This is a genomic window from Thalassoglobus polymorphus (genome assembly GCF_007744255.1).
Classification (GTDB): Bacteria; Planctomycetota; Planctomycetia; order Planctomycetales; family Planctomycetaceae; genus Thalassoglobus; species Thalassoglobus polymorphus.
In genome coordinates, this window is sequence record NZ_CP036267.1 from 2,273,970 (window position 1) to 2,290,398 (window position 16,429).

General features: G+C 49.2%; 11 protein-coding genes. 4 read left to right on the forward strand and 7 right to left on the reverse strand.

What is annotated here, in order from left to right:
- Nucleotides 1-219 precede the first annotated feature (219 nt).
- Entirely contained in the window at nt 220-2,232 is a 2,013-nt protein-coding gene (locus Mal48_RS08315; protein WP_231739958.1) for a M28 family peptidase, read from the forward strand.
- On the opposite strand, the gene Mal48_RS23735 is transcribed toward Mal48_RS08315, so the two are convergent.
- From Mal48_RS23735 to Mal48_RS08340, 6 genes are all read right to left on the reverse strand, one after another.
- Nucleotides 2,229-2,354: a hypothetical protein gene (locus Mal48_RS23735; protein ID WP_261341968.1), complete on the reverse strand. Its 126-nt coding sequence runs from the start codon at nt 2,352-2,354 to the stop codon at nt 2,229-2,231. The two genes, Mal48_RS08315 and Mal48_RS23735, sit on opposite strands and share 4 nt — an antisense overlap.
- 31 nt (nt 2,355-2,385) lie before the next feature.
- Nucleotides 2,386-3,591, reverse strand: coding sequence for a PP2C family protein-serine/threonine phosphatase (locus Mal48_RS08320; protein WP_145197906.1), 1,206 nt, complete (start codon nt 3,589-3,591; stop codon nt 2,386-2,388).
- Nucleotides 3,592-3,873: 282 nt separating this feature from the next.
- Entirely contained in the window at nt 3,874-5,262 is a 1,389-nt protein-coding gene (locus Mal48_RS08325; RefSeq protein ID WP_145197908.1) for a sulfatase family protein, read from the reverse strand.
- Between the two features lie 80 nt (nt 5,263-5,342).
- A complete protein-coding gene (locus tag Mal48_RS08330) occupies nt 5,343-6,716 on the reverse strand; it encodes a neutral/alkaline non-lysosomal ceramidase N-terminal domain-containing protein (RefSeq protein WP_145197910.1) in 1,374 nt (457 codons plus the stop codon).
- 160 nt (nt 6,717-6,876) lie between these two features.
- Nucleotides 6,877-9,117: a TIGR02281 family clan AA aspartic protease gene (locus tag Mal48_RS08335; protein WP_145197912.1), complete on the reverse strand. Its 2,241-nt coding sequence runs from the start codon at nt 9,115-9,117 to the stop codon at nt 6,877-6,879.
- Between the two features lie 169 nt (nt 9,118-9,286).
- Nucleotides 9,287-10,690, reverse strand: a complete 1,404-nt coding sequence (locus Mal48_RS08340; protein WP_145197915.1) for a superantigen-like protein SSL4 — start codon at nt 10,688-10,690, stop codon at nt 9,287-9,289.
- A gap of 188 nt (nt 10,691-10,878) precedes the next feature.
- On the opposite strand from Mal48_RS08340, the gene Mal48_RS08345 reads away from it, so the two are divergent.
- A complete protein-coding gene (locus Mal48_RS08345; RefSeq protein ID WP_145197917.1) occupies nt 10,879-11,709 on the forward strand; it encodes a hypothetical protein in 831 nt (276 codons plus the stop codon).
- Between the two features lie 39 nt (nt 11,710-11,748).
- Here Mal48_RS08345 and Mal48_RS08350 read toward each other — a convergent pair whose 3' ends face one another.
- A complete protein-coding gene (locus Mal48_RS08350; RefSeq protein ID WP_145197919.1) occupies nt 11,749-13,116 on the reverse strand; it encodes a hypothetical protein in 1,368 nt (455 codons plus the stop codon).
- Nucleotides 13,117-13,312: 196 nt separating this feature from the next.
- Between Mal48_RS08350 and Mal48_RS08355 the strand changes: the two genes are divergently transcribed.
- Together Mal48_RS08355 and surE are read left to right on the forward strand one after the other, a co-directional pair.
- Nucleotides 13,313-15,484: a helix-hairpin-helix domain-containing protein gene (locus Mal48_RS08355; RefSeq protein ID WP_145197921.1), complete on the forward strand. Its 2,172-nt coding sequence runs from the start codon at nt 13,313-13,315 to the stop codon at nt 15,482-15,484.
- 128 nt (nt 15,485-15,612) lie between these two features.
- Entirely contained in the window at nt 15,613-16,314 is a 702-nt protein-coding gene (gene surE, locus Mal48_RS08360; RefSeq protein ID WP_145197923.1) for a 5'/3'-nucleotidase SurE, read from the forward strand.
- The last annotated feature ends 115 nt before the right edge of the window (nt 16,315-16,429 follow it).

Consider the following 16,429-nt stretch of genomic DNA (forward strand, 5'->3'; position numbering starts at 1 on the left):
CGTCAGGTCAGAAGATCTACTCAACATACCCTTTCGGATTCAACGCGTATAGAATCGATAACAACATTTGGACTGAAAAAGACAATCCAACTTTGGAATACTAGAGCAGTTTGCTCTACCGTGCGCCCGTGAAGAACGCGTTTGATCAATAACATTGCTGTTCGCCACGAGGCAGATCCTGTACACCAATTCGAAAGATGCTCTAATCACATGAACTCAATGATGTCGAATTTTCTCCAGCGAATTCTCTTGGTTCCGTTCTGTTTGCTGGTAATTTTCTCCGGCCATATTGCCATCAATAGTCTTTATGCAGAAGATGCAAGCAAAGTCGCAGCAAAAGAGACAAGTGAGGCAGAACGTCGGCTTCTTGATGATGTTAAGAAACTCGCTTCTGATGAATGGGAAGGTCGCGGGGTGGGAACCGAGGGGCTCAAGAAGGCTGCGAAGTTTATTGCGGAATCGTTCCGGGATGCAGGACTGGATGTCTCAGCTGCTGGGGGTGATCCGTTTCAGGAGTTCGAAATCGTTGATGGCGCTAAACTTGGAAGTCCAAACTCATTGACGTTGACCGGTCCAGATGGAAAAACAATCAGTCTGGAGATGGGGAAGAACTTTGAAGTTTGCTCATTTGGAGGCTCTGGAAAGATTGAAGGAGAACTCGTCTTCGCTGGGTACGGAATCGTTGCTACTGATCTTGAATACGACGAGTACGACTCGATCGACGTCAAAGACAAAATTGTCATCGTCATGCGAAGAAACCCCAAGCAAAGCGACCCTCATGGCCCGTTTGCAGTCGGGCACGGAATTTCTCGACATGCAGGTCTTACTACGAAACTTAGCAGAGCGTTCAGTAACGGGGCCAAAGGTGTCATTTTCGTCAATGATCCTTATACCGTGAACTCAGAGAAGGAGCAGTTAGAAGAGCAAGTCGAAAAGGCCGCTGCGCAGGTGTCAAAATTAGAAAAAGAAAACGGGGACAAATCTGAACTCGAAACTGCACGAACACACCTCAGCCAAGTTAAGGAAATTCTCGCGAAGCATGTCGCTGACAAACTGATGGAGTTTGGATATGGCGGGACTCGCTCTGGAAAATCACCGGCAACGTTTCATATTTCACAAGATGTTTGCAATGAAATTCTGAAACCGACCTTGGGAAAAACACTCAGCGAAATCGAAGCTCAAATCGATGAAACTGGTGAACCTTTCAGCCGTCCTCTTGAGGGGTGGAAAGTTTCGGGGCAAGCGGCGCTTAAAATTATCCGTGTCCCGGTCAAAAATGTTATCGGAGTCCTCGAAGGGCAAGGACCGCACAGTGATGAAACAATCGTCATTGGGGCACACTTCGACCATCTCGGTCGCGGTGGAGCCGGATCTCTCGCAGCCAATTCCACAGAGATCCATAACGGAGCTGATGATAATGCTTCTGGAACCGCGGGCTTAATGGAAATTGCTCGACGTCTCGGCGAACGCAAAGATCCGCTTCCGCGCCGTGTTGTGTTTATCGCTTTCAACGGAGAAGAACGGGGGCTGCTGGGGGCGAATGAGTACGTAGACAATCCGATCTTTCCGTTGGAGAAAACTGTTGCCATGTTCAACATGGATATGATCGGGCGGTTGGATGAAAACAAATTGACAATCTTTGGGACGGGGACCTCGAAGGTTTGGGATGCAATGCTCGATAAATCAACCGAAGGAACTGGCATTGAGCTAATCAAGAAGACCGAAGGATTCGGGCCGAGTGATCACGCAGCCTTTTATGGAAAGAAGATTCCAGTGCTCCATTTCTTCACTGGAATTCATGAAGATTATCACCGTCCGGGGGATGACTGGGAAAAACTGAACGTTCCGGGGATGGCGAAAATTATTGAGATTCTGGAGAAGGTCGTCCTCGAAACTGCAGAGGCTGAAGTCCGTCCCGACTATATCAGTATTCCTGGAACCGCTTCTCTTGCAAGGTCCGGATCCCGTCCATACTTTGGAAGCATTCCTGACTTCGGTGAAAATACCGAGGGATATGCAATTTCTGGCGTCTCTCCCGGAAGCCCAGCGGACAAAGGGAAACTCAAGGGAGGAGATGTCATCGTCGAGTTGGATGGTCGTAAAATCGGTGGGCTGGATGACTTTGACCTCGCTCTTAGAGACTTTCGTCCCGGTCAGCAAATCAGCGTCACAGTTCAGAGAGATTCGAAGAAGGTTGAACTCAAAGTCACGTTGGGGACTCCGAAAAATTAGAGCATCTTTCGAGCTTTTTGTGTCCGTGGAGAGCAGGCGATCAAGTCGCGAAATTGATCTTCACGGACACCACTGATATTGAACTTGTTTGTACTCGCGCGAGCATAGCGGGTGATGATCATCTTCGGAGTGTTGATTGAGACTTCGATTGATTCAAACTCTTTCGTGGTCCAGCGATATCACTTTAATTACGACGAGTGTGCAGTCGTCGACAGGTTTATTGTCGAGTGAGAAATTCATCGCTTCGTTAAGGACAGACTGTACGATTTCATCAGCTGATAAGTGCCGTAAGGTCTGAACGAATTCGATCATCCTGGGAACTCCGAAACGATGACTGTCCTCGCCAATCATCTCAAAGATTCCATCGGTCGGGAGCAGGATGATATCCCCTTCATCAATTTTTGAGGTACTCAGGGTCATTTGTTCCTGCGAGACTCTGATGCCCAGTGGCAAATACTGACTTTTCAGCTTCACAACTTTGCCATTTGATTTCAGAATCCAACCCGGATGGCCCGCTGAAATGTAAGAGAATGTGCGTTGCGCTACCGAAAATTGGTAAGAGAGCATTGTGATGAACTGGTGCGGTTCCGTCGCTTGGTCCGTTCTGTAGTTCGCCGCTGCCATGAGCCGGGGAAGGCTCATTTTCTGCTCAACTAGCCCATGTAACAGACCGTGTAATTCGGTCATCAAAATGGCGGCCGGCAACCCATGACCACTGACGTCTGCAATCACACCGGTACAGGAACTTTCGTCGGACGTCAGAAAATCGAACAGATCGCCCCCTACTTTTTCTGCTGGTAAGCATGCGCCAGAGATTTCAACTCCACGGATCTGTGGAAATGATTGAGGCAAAAGTCGCTGCTGAATGGTCTCAGCTGCAAGAATTTCAACATGGGCTTGTTGCCATTTCCGTTCGGCTTGCAAGCGTTGGCTGCGCTCAATCGAATAGCGGACAGAGCGTGGGAGCGTCTCCTCTGAAATTGCGGATTTTCTTAAGTAGTCATCCGCTCCTGAACGCAAGGCTTCGAATCCTAGCTCCTTATCTTCGTTGCCTGTCAAGATGATGATCGGGACGTTGAGATTGAGCGCGGTGACTTTGTGGAGAATCTCGATTCCAACACCTTCTGGAAGCCCTAGATCGAGAAGGATGGCATCGTAAGAATTTTGGGATAAGAGAACCTTGGCCTCGCTTAAGGAACAGGCAACAGAGAGTTCAATCGAACCATTGATCGGGCTTGTTTCATCTTTTTGGAAACTCCGCCTGACGACGGCCACGTCCATGTCGTTGTCTTCAACGAGCAAGACGTGATACCTCACAATCTTGGTGTCCAGTTCCTGAGGACTCTCGACTTCCATCATTTCCGTGTCGCCCTTGTTTTCTATGAATGCGACATGTACTCATGTGTACCTTTTTTCGCATCCGTCACTCTGATCACGGAGACTCTTCCCCTTTTATCTTACGGAGAAGTGGCTTTAAAGGAAGTCTCAATTTTCAAGAAGTTCGAATTGCTGATTCGAAATTGAGCAGGTCTGGCATCTCTGGGCTTGCAAGATTGCGGTGTTGACCGGTTCAGAGAGAGGCTCTTGAGGTCGATGAATTCTCGGTGATGAGGTTGTTGTCAGTTCGAGGTCCGTCCAAAATTACTTTGGCTTCTGGTTGCGATTTTTTCTTTTCCGGATGTGTTCGTTTGCCGCCATTTCAGTTGCAATCCCTTCGTCGCCCTGAGATTTCATCCAAGTGATGAGCTTCATTTTGAGTTCGGAAATTTTCTCTTTGTGAGTCTCGTCGCTGGCCAGATTGTTCATTTCGAGCGGATCTTCAATAACATCATAAAATTCAATTTCTGGCCGATGTTGGTATCGATCAACCATCAATTTGGCATGGTCACTTCTATTTTGGGCAGCTTGGACCATTGATCGAAACTCGGCTGAACTTGTACAGGCATTTTGAAATTTTGCTTCGTGATTGAGGTTCAGGATGAGTTTGAATTTTCGCGAGCGGATCGAACGGATGGGGTAGAAGTCGGTTCCGTTGTTGATCCCTTTGGTTGTCATGACTCCGTAGACCAGATCTTTGTGATGATCGGTCTTGCCAGTCAGCACTGGTAAGAGGCTCTTTCCATCAAGTTCTTTTGCGGGCTTTCCATTTGCTGCTTCAACGAAGGTCGGAGTGATGTCGCTATAGTCAACCATTGCCGAGGTCGTGGAATTCGGTTTCACTTTTCCCGGCCAGCGAACAATCATTGCGGACTGCAATCCATTGTCGTAACAGGTCCACTTTGCAAACGGCAAGGAGTTCCCTTGTTCAGAAACAACCATGACCAGAGTGTTCTCGGAAAGTTGGTATCGCTCAAGAAGATCTAAAACCTGTCCGACCTGGTTGTCGAAATAACTGATTTCAGCAAGGTATCGACTGAATCCGTCTCGCATGACTTCTGTGTCAGGCAAGTATGGAGGGAGCTTCACTTTCCCGGGAGGATAAACCGAAGCATCTCCTTTGTTCCAAGGTGTGTGTGGTTCATTCGAACAGGCAAACAAGCAAAATGGAGTTTCTGAACTCGAACATTCGGAGAAGAGTTCTTCAACGGCCTTCATGTCCGGGTTTTTCTTGGCTTTGCTGTATTCAAATTTGAAATTCTCGCGGGGACCGATATGTGTTTTTCCTGAGAGGGCAACACGATACCCCAGCGGAGGAAGAAAGTCAGTGATGTTTTTGATGTGCCGATACGTTTGCGTATGGTTTGGATGGGCTCCGGTTTTTACGGGGTATTGCCCGGTGTAGATGTTGTGTCGCGTGGGGGAGCACATTGGTGCTGTTTGGAAGCAATGAGTAAACCGCATCCCTTCGGTTGCTAGCCTGTCGATGTTCGGCGTTTTGGCTTGTCCGCCGTAACAACCAATATCACGAAACGTACAATCATCGGCGATGATGAAAACGAAGTTCGGTTTCTCAGTTGCGGAGATGAGAGACGTCTGCCCGAGTGCGAGCAGAACAAGGAATCCACAAACAGCTTTGGAAGTCAGGGGCATACAGGTGGTCTATCAGATGGATTAGACATGGAAGAAAAACATCCCGGATCAGAAGGTGATCCGGGATGAAGGAGTTGGAGTTACTGGTTCAACTTTTCGACAGACTTGATGATCGTTTCTTCAACTTCCGGAGCCCAGATTGTTGGGAGCCCATAATATATCATCGAACCGCCACCTTCGTAGCCACCTTCGAGAAGGACACGCCGAGACGGAATGTATGCCATGACATCATTAGAGTATCCAGCAACCCAAACATTGGTGTTGTCCAGATTTTGGTCTCCATGTTCATCTTTGATTCGAATTGCATAGTCAACAACAACCTCGCCTCCCTGGAAGACCCAAGTCACATTCTTACCAAGTGACCAGACTTGAACTGGGTACGGGTAGTTTTGGCTCATCTCTTGACCGTTAGCGAGTCGGTCCAGATGCATCTTCGCACGCGATGCGACGTATTTGTTTGCGGACTTGGACTGGTCGACCAATTCCTCTTTTGTTGGCAGCGTAGCGAGAGCGAGATCGACTTCTTCGTAATTCGTTTTGAGTGCTCCTTTGATATCGTGCATCGGACCGTTGACCACTTTGGTGACTGCGTCGGCGAGTCGTCGACCGTACGAGTTCATCAATTCGACCGTTCGCCGTGGCAATGGATTTTGGTCTCCACCACAACCCGCCCAGAATAAGGCAACAGCCCCGGGGAATTCTTTTTCGAGATTGATTTGCGCGATCCCGCCGTAATCTCCGGACCATTCAAAAGAGCTGATTGTTGTTGAGTGACAGGCGTATCCAAAAACGATCCCGCGAATTTCGTCTTTCTTCTTCATGACGAGAACCGGGACGTCGTGGTCGCTTGGCCCTTTCAGTTCACCAGCTTTTCGTAAGTTGGGAACTTCAGGTTCCTTGTTGTTCCGACGATTGACTGCAAATGTGGCTTCTCCACTCCCCCATGAAAAACTTGCTTCTGAGCGATCTGCAAATGCTTGATCAACAGCTTTTAGAATTTGGGCTGTCAGAAATTTCGCGTAGTCGTCAACCAGTTGTTGATTCTCTTTGTCGAACAGCAAATAGTGCATCGGACTTAACGTCGATCCCACTACTGGTCCGGTATGAGTGTGTGATGTTGCAAGTGAAATCTGCTTACGTTTCAGGTTGTGTTTCTTCCCGATTTCTTTACAAATTTTCTGAGAGAGTGCTCGGTCGATACCGACGAGATCAAGTGTGATGAGAACAGCCTGATGTCCCGACTCGTCTTCGATCAGGATGGCTTTGGCCCAGAGGTCAGTCAGTTTACTCTCTGCGTGTTTCGATCCGCGGGAAGCGTATCCCGACATCGGCATCGGCTGCTGCGGAGTGATATTGGACTTTGCGACACCACCTTTCCAACCTGCAGCGGCTGGAGAGACGCTCAGTATGAACGCAAAGCAGATCAGGGAGAGTGAGCGAAAACTAAACGACATGAGATCCCTTGTTGTTTTAAGCCTCTCAAAAGGATATTGAGCAGACAGATGAATGGAGGAAAAAATGGAAGCCTTTGGAATGATTCACTCTAACAAAACCTGAACGAGACTTTGAAACCATTGTGAATCAGCATGATTCCCGAAGTTGCGTTCGACGGTCTTATGGTTCCCGAAGCGTGATTGAATCGAGTTTAATTGTTCGACCACCGTAACGTGCAGGAGCCGTCCCGATGAAAATGCTGCCAGGAGTGTAGTTCTCCAGAATGAATTTCTGCGTAAGGAACTTGCCATTCATTTCAAGTGAAAGAACTTTGTTGAGCACGCGGATTGTGATTTCATCCTTCTTGCCTAGTCGGTGGCTACCGATTCCGGTTCTGGTAAGTGTCTTGCCAGCTTTCATTTCAAGAACTCGCCACGCATCATTTCTGACAAGCTGATCTTGATCGATTCGATACCCGGCTGAAGTTTCCTGATTCCAGCCGACCAGGCAGTAGAAAATTCCTTTTTCAGCAAAGTTGCCCTTGAGTGTCAGTTCAAAGTCTTCAGCGTGATTCACGACCTCGAAAGCGTTGACTTGTTTGGGGGTCGATTTCACTTGAGATCCATCAATTTGCAAAGCGTGCGTTGCAATGACAGGGTCCCCCTTACTCGTCATGCCGATGGTCGGGAAGACCTTTGGTGCTGTCACAGGTCCTCCGGGAAACAGCGTTTGAAGTTTTGCTTGGTCGTAAGACGTCGGTTTGGGGCCTGCTGTCGACTCGAGCGTTGTTCGCTCGGAAGGAGTCTCTTGAATTGTAATTTTTGAGAGCCGAAGGACTTTCCCCGCGTACCGGTTTGGTCTTGTTCCGAAAATGATGTTGCCCGGTCGATATCGTTCGAGTTGATGGTCTTTCACGATGGGAGAGTCGTTAAAGCTCACCGAGAGTAACCCGTTATTGACGGCCACTTGCAAGTGGCCCTTTTCAATTCGTTTGTCAGCGAGCAGTTTGTGAGCTGAAAAAACTGCTCCGTTTTCATACTCGTGTAGCCACCAGTGCCCGTAATTCACGAGTCGATCATAACTTAAATAGAGTCCCGATTGAGTTTCAGGATTCCAGCCGATCAAGAAGTACATTGTTCCTTTGACTGCGAATCCCCCATCCATGCGCAGGTCGAAATCAGAAACAACATCACTTAGCTGAATTGCTGTCGTTTCCTTGTTTTTCGTGAGCAAATCATCGCCATCCTCAACAAATTCGCCGTTGACTTTGATGGACCTGAACTTCATTTCAGTCAGTTGTGTCAGTCCCTCACCTGGGAAGATCTGTCGTTCGCGGCTTTTCTGAACTCTGTTCCTTGTTGAGCGAGTTCGGGAGTTCGAAGAAGCGTTGAGGTCGGTCATCGCCAAAGTTGAATGACCAGCATCGAGTTCGAATTTGAAGTTGCCTAGAAAGCTCATCCCTAATAACGGCTCAGCGTTAACTGCCTCAGGGCCGAGGACAGCACACTCAACGTCCTTTGCGATGAACTGACCGATCCGCACAGTTTTTATATTCACCTTCCGGCCGGTAATCGTTCGGCCATCGGCAACAACCAGGCGGATTTCCGGATCGCTTTTTTTCGGCTCCAGGCCCAAGGCAAGCGCATCCTTGTGTGGCAACGCGATCAGACTGGCTCCTGAATCGACAACCATTTCAATGGCTTTGTCTTCGTTGATCGTTACGGAAGCCCAGAAAGTGTTTCGATCTCGCCGAAGAGGAATCTCGGCGGTCAGGACATCGTCTTCGAGACTCGCCAGCTTTCGCAAATTAGATTGAAAGCCGGAGGTCGGAGCCAACTCAACATTCGTTCCTTCAGCCTCATTGTATTTGCGAACAAGGCTTGCCACGACTCGATCAACGTTCTTGTATTGAGAATCAAGACTGTCCGCTAGCTTCCGCATCTCCATGATGTGGTTCACAAATTCATCACGTGCTTTGCTGACTTCTGCATGGACTTCGACTTCGAGTTTTTCCAGGCGTTCCTTCTGCTGATAAGCCAAGCGTAATCGGCCTTCCAATGCGTTAATCGCTCCGACTAGCCGATTGTTGGTGACCACGTCGCTGACGTTTGCGAGTTGAGTGTTCAACTGGGTAAGTTGCCGGTTGTAGTTTGTGATCTGAGCGTCTAACCGCCGGAAAGATTTCTTGAAATCTTCCTGCTTCCTTTCAGTGGTGACCACACTTCGGCGAATCTTTGAAACGTCTCGAATCTGACGATTGAAATCGATTTCCGCAGCGAGTATTGCAGCCGATGAACTGATGCGAACCCCCTTCTCTTTCAGCTGATCTTCAACGTCACTTGCAGCGAAACCAGTATTGCTAAGAGCTGAGATCAGCAGTGACGAAAAAAGAAGCGTGAATGAGAATCGGTACATAGACATTATTGTTTCCGAGAAGCTGCCCGAGCGAGAGGATCACAATATCAATCTTAGTTGATGTTGCCACTCCAAAAATAAAGCATGACTCACCCCGAAGCAAGCAAGAGAGCGGGGATTTCGGCCCAAACTTCGCCGGACACTTGAAGTGTCCGGCGAGAGCTCAACAACGAAATCATTCATCCCTTTGCGAAGCGGTCGCATCTTCGAGCTGTTCGAGAAGATCTTTGATTTCTCGATGAGCCCCTTGCGATTGAGTGACGACCAACAGCCCCGGAAGGACTTCGATATCGGCGGTCGGGGGATCGGCATAGTGGAGCATTTCAGTTCCAGAGATCATGGTGTGGACGGCAGCGACTGCTCCACTGGAGAGAAGTTGCCCCATCGTCTTCAGGCTGGCGAGGTCAATTTCTGTGGATGGTTCTTTCGATTTTCCGTCAGCGCTTTCGCCTGTTTTCACTCCTGCAAGATCAATGCTGATGTTTGGGATCTCGATACTTTCGGGCCAATCAGCTGAGACTTGATTGACAAGGCTGTTGACCTGGCTGCGCCAACTCCAGGGGCGGATCGATTTTGTGATCACATCGCGTAATGCCTCGGCATCAATTCCTTCCAGCTTCGCGACAGGATAGACCTTCGTTGTCTTCCGCAGGTTGGAAGCCAGCACTGTTGTGATGAGCACATGGTCTTTTTCGTGCAGTAATGTGAGATCGTAAGCATGAGTTGGAGCAGCAGGGAGTCCCATCCCTTCATTCACGTTCATAACATCAACAATCGTCGTGACATGATCGAGTACATGAAACAAGACGGACTCGAGGGATGCGTTCGTTTGGTTCAAGCCAACTGTGGAAATTTCTGTATCCAGAAACAATTCGATGACTCGGCTGTTGAGTTGGAGCTGTTTCTTAATGTCTTCCATTTCGGTGGCTGCTGCTTCCGCTTCACCTGCTTCATCCGCAGGTTCTGCAACAGGTTTATTTGCCTGATATCGCGTAGCTTGAGGAGTACCATTTTCCGGGACGGGGTATTGCGCATCACCGGCATAGGTCGGAACGCCTGACACCGGTTGAGGTGGATTGGCTTCTTGATATACGTTCGGGCTGACAGCCTGTGGAGCTTGAGGATATGAAGTCACAGGCGCGTATGCTCCTTCACTCTGCGTCAGTGTTACGGCTGTAGAGGTTGGGGCTAACTGAACTGCAAATGGGATCTTCATTCCGGCCTGCGAACCAGCATTCGCATGAGGCTTGCCCGGAATTTCTCCTTCGGCAACAAGCCTGTATTCACGTTCCACTGCCATCATGCCGGCAAGATTTTTGTCAACGCGGACTTGAAGACCATGCGTTTTTGCGACTTGCTCGAGAAGTTCACCAAGAGTCACTCTTTGTTCGTTGAATTCGAGTTTGCATGGCTGTGCGAGTGCAGCTTCGACGTCCTTTGTGACGTTCTGAGTTTTCAGGCGGCCCCGCTTTCGTGCAGCTTTCTCTTCTGCTTTTAGAAATGATCCGGTATTGAATAGCGTGGCTGTCAGGATCGCAAAGCAGATCAGACTCCGAGTACTCTTAAGAAAACAATTCATTCGCCCCTCCGTGATGATTGTTAAGAGAGATTGGTGTTCGCTCCCTCGATTTGAAATCTGACTCTACCCGGATTTGAGTCAGATTCAACCCCGAAATAACTTGAGAGAGAAGATTTCAATTGACACGGTCATCATTTCGACTGACAATCTCTTCTTGTCTCAGGAATCTCAAAAACCAGGAGGGCGACATGTTTCAAGTTATCTTTCGAGCGACCACACTCTGCTTTTCAATCATCGTGGTCTTCTCGCAAAGCGGGCTGGCACAAGAGCCTTCTACGAAACCTGCCACCTCTGCGGCTTCCGAGTTTACAGTAGAGAAAGAAAGTGAGAAGGAAGCACCAAAGGAGGTCGACGCAAAAGAGAAATGGCAACCTGCCATGCGGCTATTTCTTAACGAAGCATCCGGAGGGCAAGCGAGTCTCGTATCTCAAACCGCTCACGTCGCTCAAACAAGGATGGTGATCGAAGAAGTCAGGCAAGGGAATAAGACAGTGAAAGTCCCTCGGCGAGTGACCGCTTTCGCTCCAAAATCGATCGAGGTGGTGACACCAGGCGCAACACTGATCGATTGCGATGATGTTGATGTGCGAGTTTCGCTCACCGAGGACGGCACGAAAAAGTTTGAGCTCGAGATCAGTGCTCAACTCATTCTGCGATACGGAGCCACGGTCATCGAAGCGAGTTCTGCACAATTCATTGATGGGAAACTGACACTCACCAATGCAACGGTCGAATCAAACGGAGTGAAAATGACCAGTAGCGAACTGGTCATGGAACTTGCAGTCGAAAATTTGCGAATTGGAAGCGTCGAGGCAGCAGGCGCAGCTCCGGTTCTGCAACCTGCCACGCCATTTCAAGATCCCAACGCTCAACCTTTTTATGACGGGAGTGCCCCAAAATTTCCATCAGCTTCAATCCCTGTTCCCGCCTATAGCGATCCGGGATTGAAACCAGCGAATCGAAATTCACTTCAGCCAAAGTCGGTCCCGGGATCGTTACCGGAGTTCAACACAAATTGAACCACAAGCCTGATCCTGAAGCTGACTCACGAAGATTGATTATCGCACCAAGTCCAATTGAAATACCACTTCAGCGTCAAATTGACGATCTGGAGCATCTCGAAGCGGGACCACACCGGCAACACGGGCGTTGATGTGGTCGGTGACAACGACATGCACACCGGTCGTCAGGTTCATGATATCTCTGCGGCTGTCGAAGCCACCCACGATCACATCGCTTGTCGAGTTTTGACCCACCGATTGAAAAGCAATGTTCTCGAAGTCTTGTCTTTGGCCTGTGTAGTGGTATTCGACGATTCCAGCTAAGCCTTTGAATAGATGGTTGTCCGGGTAGCGAGCTAACCACCAACCGGCACCAACATCCAGGTTGACGACGTCCGGGATGTCGACTTTCCCGACTCCACCGGCATTGCGATCTTCAACAGCGATTTTGTCTGTTGAATAATCGAATTCCACGAACCCTTGAATGAACCAGCCTGCTGGACTTTCAATGAGCATGGTCATGTATGGAGAGAAATGAAGTCCAGCATCATCGACCAGGAATGTCGCATCGCCAAGATTGACTGATGCTCCTTCAGACGTTGGGAACGTGAGAGCAAAACCACTACTGATCACACCAGAAGAACGTGGTCCGTACCAGTCGAATAGAACCTTCTTCAAAATCATCGAAAGGTTTCCGGTCGGATCGTTCGTTCCGAACGAAAACGCGGTTGAAGTTGGATCAGTAAACCCGGGAACTTCGTAATCAACCTGAGTCACCAATGGCAGTCTGAATTCTACGGACATGTCTCCGTAGAGGAATGTTTTTTCAAGACCGAGAGTAAAGCGATTCTGGTGAAACTGATCTGATCGCACAACGGGATCGAGCGGGATCATATCCATGTCGACGTCATTCGGATTGACCGTCGAATTCGCAGAATAAGCGTTGTGGAAATGATTGTAAGTAAAGTAGAAACGATCTCGCGGGATCGCACTGTTGTTTTCTGCGACTTTCGGAACACGTCCCGATCCGGGGATATCGAACAGGCCTTGCGAAGTTTCCAGCGACCCCATTGTCGTCGTCGAAAAGTTGACGCTTCCGGTCCGTCCGAGGAAGTCCCCAATCATGTTTGGAGTGTCAAGAGACTGGGGTTTCTTCGCCATTCCAAAACCCGGCGCACAATTTTGTGTCACCCAAGGAGTGAAGATCGCCTCTGGAGAATTCGGATCAAGCTGATTCTGGTTGATGATCAGCGGAGCGTTCTGATTTGCTTCAGGCTCAGCGAATTGATGATCCACCACTCGAATTCGGCCCTCAGGTTGCTCAAAATCCTGAGCATTCGCAATAGGCGAAAGCATCAGGCAGGCAGCTGTCGGGCCAGCAAGACGGAATAGTTTTTGACACAATAAACCCCAATGCTCACGCATCGTCGGTTCCCCCCAGACGAAAATCGATTGCGAATCTCTGAAAGCACAATTTGCGCACTCTCTGTATGATCGTTATAATCGTCTCCTTCTGTCCGGTAGCATCACTGAAAACTGATAGAATCACTACAATCTGCCCGTGTCAGCTGACTTATCGAGCGCAAAACACCCTATTTCAATCCCAAAGATTTTTCTTCGAATGACCGCACAAACTCAACTCTCTAAACAAATCGCCCAGATTCTTAACGTCGACGAACGCCAGGTTCAAAACGTGATTTCCCTGCTTGATGAGGGAAATACCGTTCCGTTTATCACGCGATACCGGAAGCATCAGACTGATGGTTTGGATGAAGTGCAGATTCGCGAAATCGAATCCAAGCTGAAAGATCTCCGTGAAATTGAAGCAATGCTTGAGCGGATGCTGAAATCGATCGATGAGCAAGGAAAGCTGACTCCAGAACTTCGCCAGCTTTTCGAACAGGCCGATTCGAAGAAACGGCTGGAAGAGCTTTTCGCACCCTTCAAGAGCCGTCGAAAAACGCGTGCTGATGAAGCACTCGAACGTGGGCTGGGGCCACTTGCAGAAGCTGTCTGGACCGGACGTGTTGGGGATGCGGACCTCAAGAGAGTCGCTGACAATTGTGTCGGAAAGCATCCCGATCTGGTTGATGTCGATACGGTTCTCAAAGGGACAGCCGATATTCTCGCAGCTCGTATTGCCGAGTCGATTACTCTGCGCGATTCTGTTCGCCAGATTGCGAAGAAAACGGGCCGAGCGAAAACGAAGCTCGTCAAAGGAGCGGATGACGAGCAAGTCTTCGCTGACTATGCAAACTTTGATGGAGCACTGGATCGCTTGCCACCGCATCGCGTGTTGGCGATCGATCGAGGAGAAGCCAAGAAGGCACTTCGAGTCAGCATCAATTGGGACAATGACCGTGCTTTAGTTCAAGCGAACTCTTTGCTTCGGCTCGGAACACACAAAGCGCGAAGCTTTCTTTCATCGTGCAATGAGGATGCTTTGAAACGTTTGATCAATCCTGCGATTGAACGAGAAATTCGGCGCGACCTGACCGAGAAGTCGCAGAAGCATGCCATCGAAGTCTTCAGCAAGAACCTACGAAGTTTGCTCATGCAGCCACCACTGGAACGGCAAACCGTTCTTGCCATCGATCCCGGATTTCGGTCCGGCTGCAAAGTGATTGTTCTCGATGAAGATGGAACTGTTCTGACCAACGATTTGATCTATGTGATCGGCAAAGATGAGAAAGAGCAACAAGGGAAACTTGCGAAGCTGGCAGAGACTCATGCCGTTGATGTAATCGCCATTGGGAACGGGACCGCTTCTCGCGAAACCGAAGAACTCGTTGCGAAGACGATCAAAGAACATTCGCTCAGCTGTAAGTACGTCATCGTGAATGAAGCGGGAGCGAGTATTTATTCTGCCAGCGAGGTGGGGCGAGAAGAATTTCCGGACTACGACGCAACTGTGCGCGGCACGATTTCCATCGGCCGCAGATTGCAGGACCCGCTCAGCGAACTGGTCAAAATCGAACCGCAACATATCGGCGTCGGGATGTATCAACACGATGTTGCCGAGAAGCAATTGCAAACATCTCTCGATTCTGTTGTTGAGTCCTGCGTGAACAATGTCGGTGTCGACTTAAATCGTTCGAGCGTGGAGCTTCTCAAGTATGTCTCGGGTCTGAATCGCACGAGCGCGAAGAATATTGTTAAGTGGCGAACGGAAAATGGACCGTTTCGGTCTCGTAGCCAACTCAAGAAAGTTGCTGGAATTGGCGAGGTCGCTTTTACGCAAGCTGCGGGGTTTCTCAGGATTCCGGACAGCAAAGAACCGTTTGATGCAACCTGGATTCACCCGGAAACTTATTCGCTTGCTGAGGCTTTCCTGACGCGATTTGGTCTTTCGAAAGAGATGGTTTCAAACGGGAAAATTCCAGGTGACATTCGCCAGAGTCTCACAACGGCGAAGCCCGAGGAACTTGCCAGCGAAATTTCATCAGACTCTTACACAATCGAACATCTGATCGACTCATTGCTGCGACCTGGTCGCGATCCTCGTGAAGACCTTTCCGGTCCGCTCTTTCGATCGGGAGTCCTGAAATTGGAAGATCTTCACCAAGGACTAAAGCTGCAAGGTGTCGTCACGAATGTTGTCGACTTTGGAGCCTTTGTGGATATCGGTTTAAAGAATGATGGTCTGGTTCACATCAGTAAAATGTCGGACACGTTTGTCTCGTCACCATTTGATCATGTGAATGTGGGTGACGTCGTGACGGCGTGGGTTGATCAAATCGATCTCGATCGGAAACGAGTCGGCCTGAGCTTGTTGCCAGTCACGAAGGATTGAGAATGACCTCTACGATTCGGGAATTCTCCTATTCTTTATGGTGACGTGATTGAACATTCATAAATTTGTGAGAGAGTGGTTGTTTCAAGGCGAGTCTCTCACAAAACTTTAATAGATGCTGATACGACATGAAATTTCTTTTAACGAACGACGATGGATATCTGGCCGACGGAATTGCAGCTCTCAAGGCAGCTGTCGAATCTCGCGGAGAATGTACGGTTGTCGCCCCGAATCAAGCTTACTCGGGGTGCGGACATCAAGTGACCGATAAAAGCTTGATTCGCGTCGAGAGTGGCGGTCCCGGGATACACATCGTTCATGGGACACCTGCAGATTGCAGCCGTCTGGGGCTTCTGCAATTCGCCCCCGATGTTGATTGGGTTCTTTCGGGCATCAATGAAGGGGCAAATCTTGCGGGCGATATTTTCATGTCGGGAACCGCCGCAGCAGCACGAGAGGCAACTCTCTCCGGGAAAAAAGCAATTGCATTTTCGCAATACCTGCGGAAGCCGGAGTACATGCAAGATTGGGAACGGACCACACGCTGGACGCAGCAAGTGTTGGACGTCTTGTTCGATTTACCTCTTGAGGCAGGACAATTCTGGAATGTCAACTTCCCTGCCCTGCATGAAAGCGAGCCTGATCCAGAGATCGAATTCTGCCCGCACGACACAAGCCAAGTCGACCTGAAGTTCGAATGGAATGACGAAGGAGCGATCTATCGCGGCCAGTTCCGTAACCGAGGTCAACGTCCAAAATGTGATGTCGCGGTTTGCTTTTCCGGAAAAATTTCAATCACAAAACTTGCTCTGGATTGTAGCGTGAATTGAAACCGAGCAGATGAGACTGCGGCAATCACTTAACCGATCTATGGTGTCAAGTCGTTTGCAAACTCAAGACATTGATATTCAACGGCTCGAAAAGCATCGGGAATTCGCTGGCAGG

What these genes read in the sequence shown, in the direction of transcription:
- Mal48_RS08320 (WP_145197906.1), bottom strand. Translation starts at nt 3,591, where the DNA reads ATGATGGAAGTCGAGAGTCCTCAGGAACTGGACACCAAGATTGTGAGG.
- Mal48_RS08330 (WP_145197910.1), bottom strand. Translation starts at nt 6,716, where the DNA reads ATGTCGTTTAGTTTTCGCTCACTCTCCCTGATCTGCTTTGCGTTCATA.
- Mal48_RS08350 (WP_145197919.1), bottom strand. Translation starts at nt 13,116, where the DNA reads ATGCGTGAGCATTGGGGTTTATTGTGTCAAAAACTATTCCGTCTTGCT.
- Mal48_RS08315 (WP_231739958.1), top strand. Translation starts at nt 220, where the DNA reads ATGATGTCGAATTTTCTCCAGCGAATTCTCTTGGTTCCGTTCTGTTTG.
- Mal48_RS08340 (WP_145197915.1), bottom strand. Translation starts at nt 10,690, where the DNA reads ATGAATTGTTTTCTTAAGAGTACTCGGAGTCTGATCTGCTTTGCGATC.
- Mal48_RS08355 (WP_145197921.1), top strand. Translation starts at nt 13,313, where the DNA reads ATGACCGCACAAACTCAACTCTCTAAACAAATCGCCCAGATTCTTAAC.
- surE (WP_145197923.1), top strand. Translation starts at nt 15,613, where the DNA reads ATGAAATTTCTTTTAACGAACGACGATGGATATCTGGCCGACGGAATT.
- Mal48_RS23735 (WP_261341968.1), bottom strand. Translation starts at nt 2,354, where the DNA reads ATGATCATCACCCGCTATGCTCGCGCGAGTACAAACAAGTTCAATATC.
- Mal48_RS08335 (WP_145197912.1), bottom strand. Translation starts at nt 9,117, where the DNA reads ATGTCTATGTACCGATTCTCATTCACGCTTCTTTTTTCGTCACTGCTG.
- Mal48_RS08325 (WP_145197908.1), bottom strand. Translation starts at nt 5,262, where the DNA reads ATGCCCCTGACTTCCAAAGCTGTTTGTGGATTCCTTGTTCTGCTCGCA.
- Mal48_RS08345 (WP_145197917.1), top strand. Translation starts at nt 10,879, where the DNA reads ATGTTTCAAGTTATCTTTCGAGCGACCACACTCTGCTTTTCAATCATC.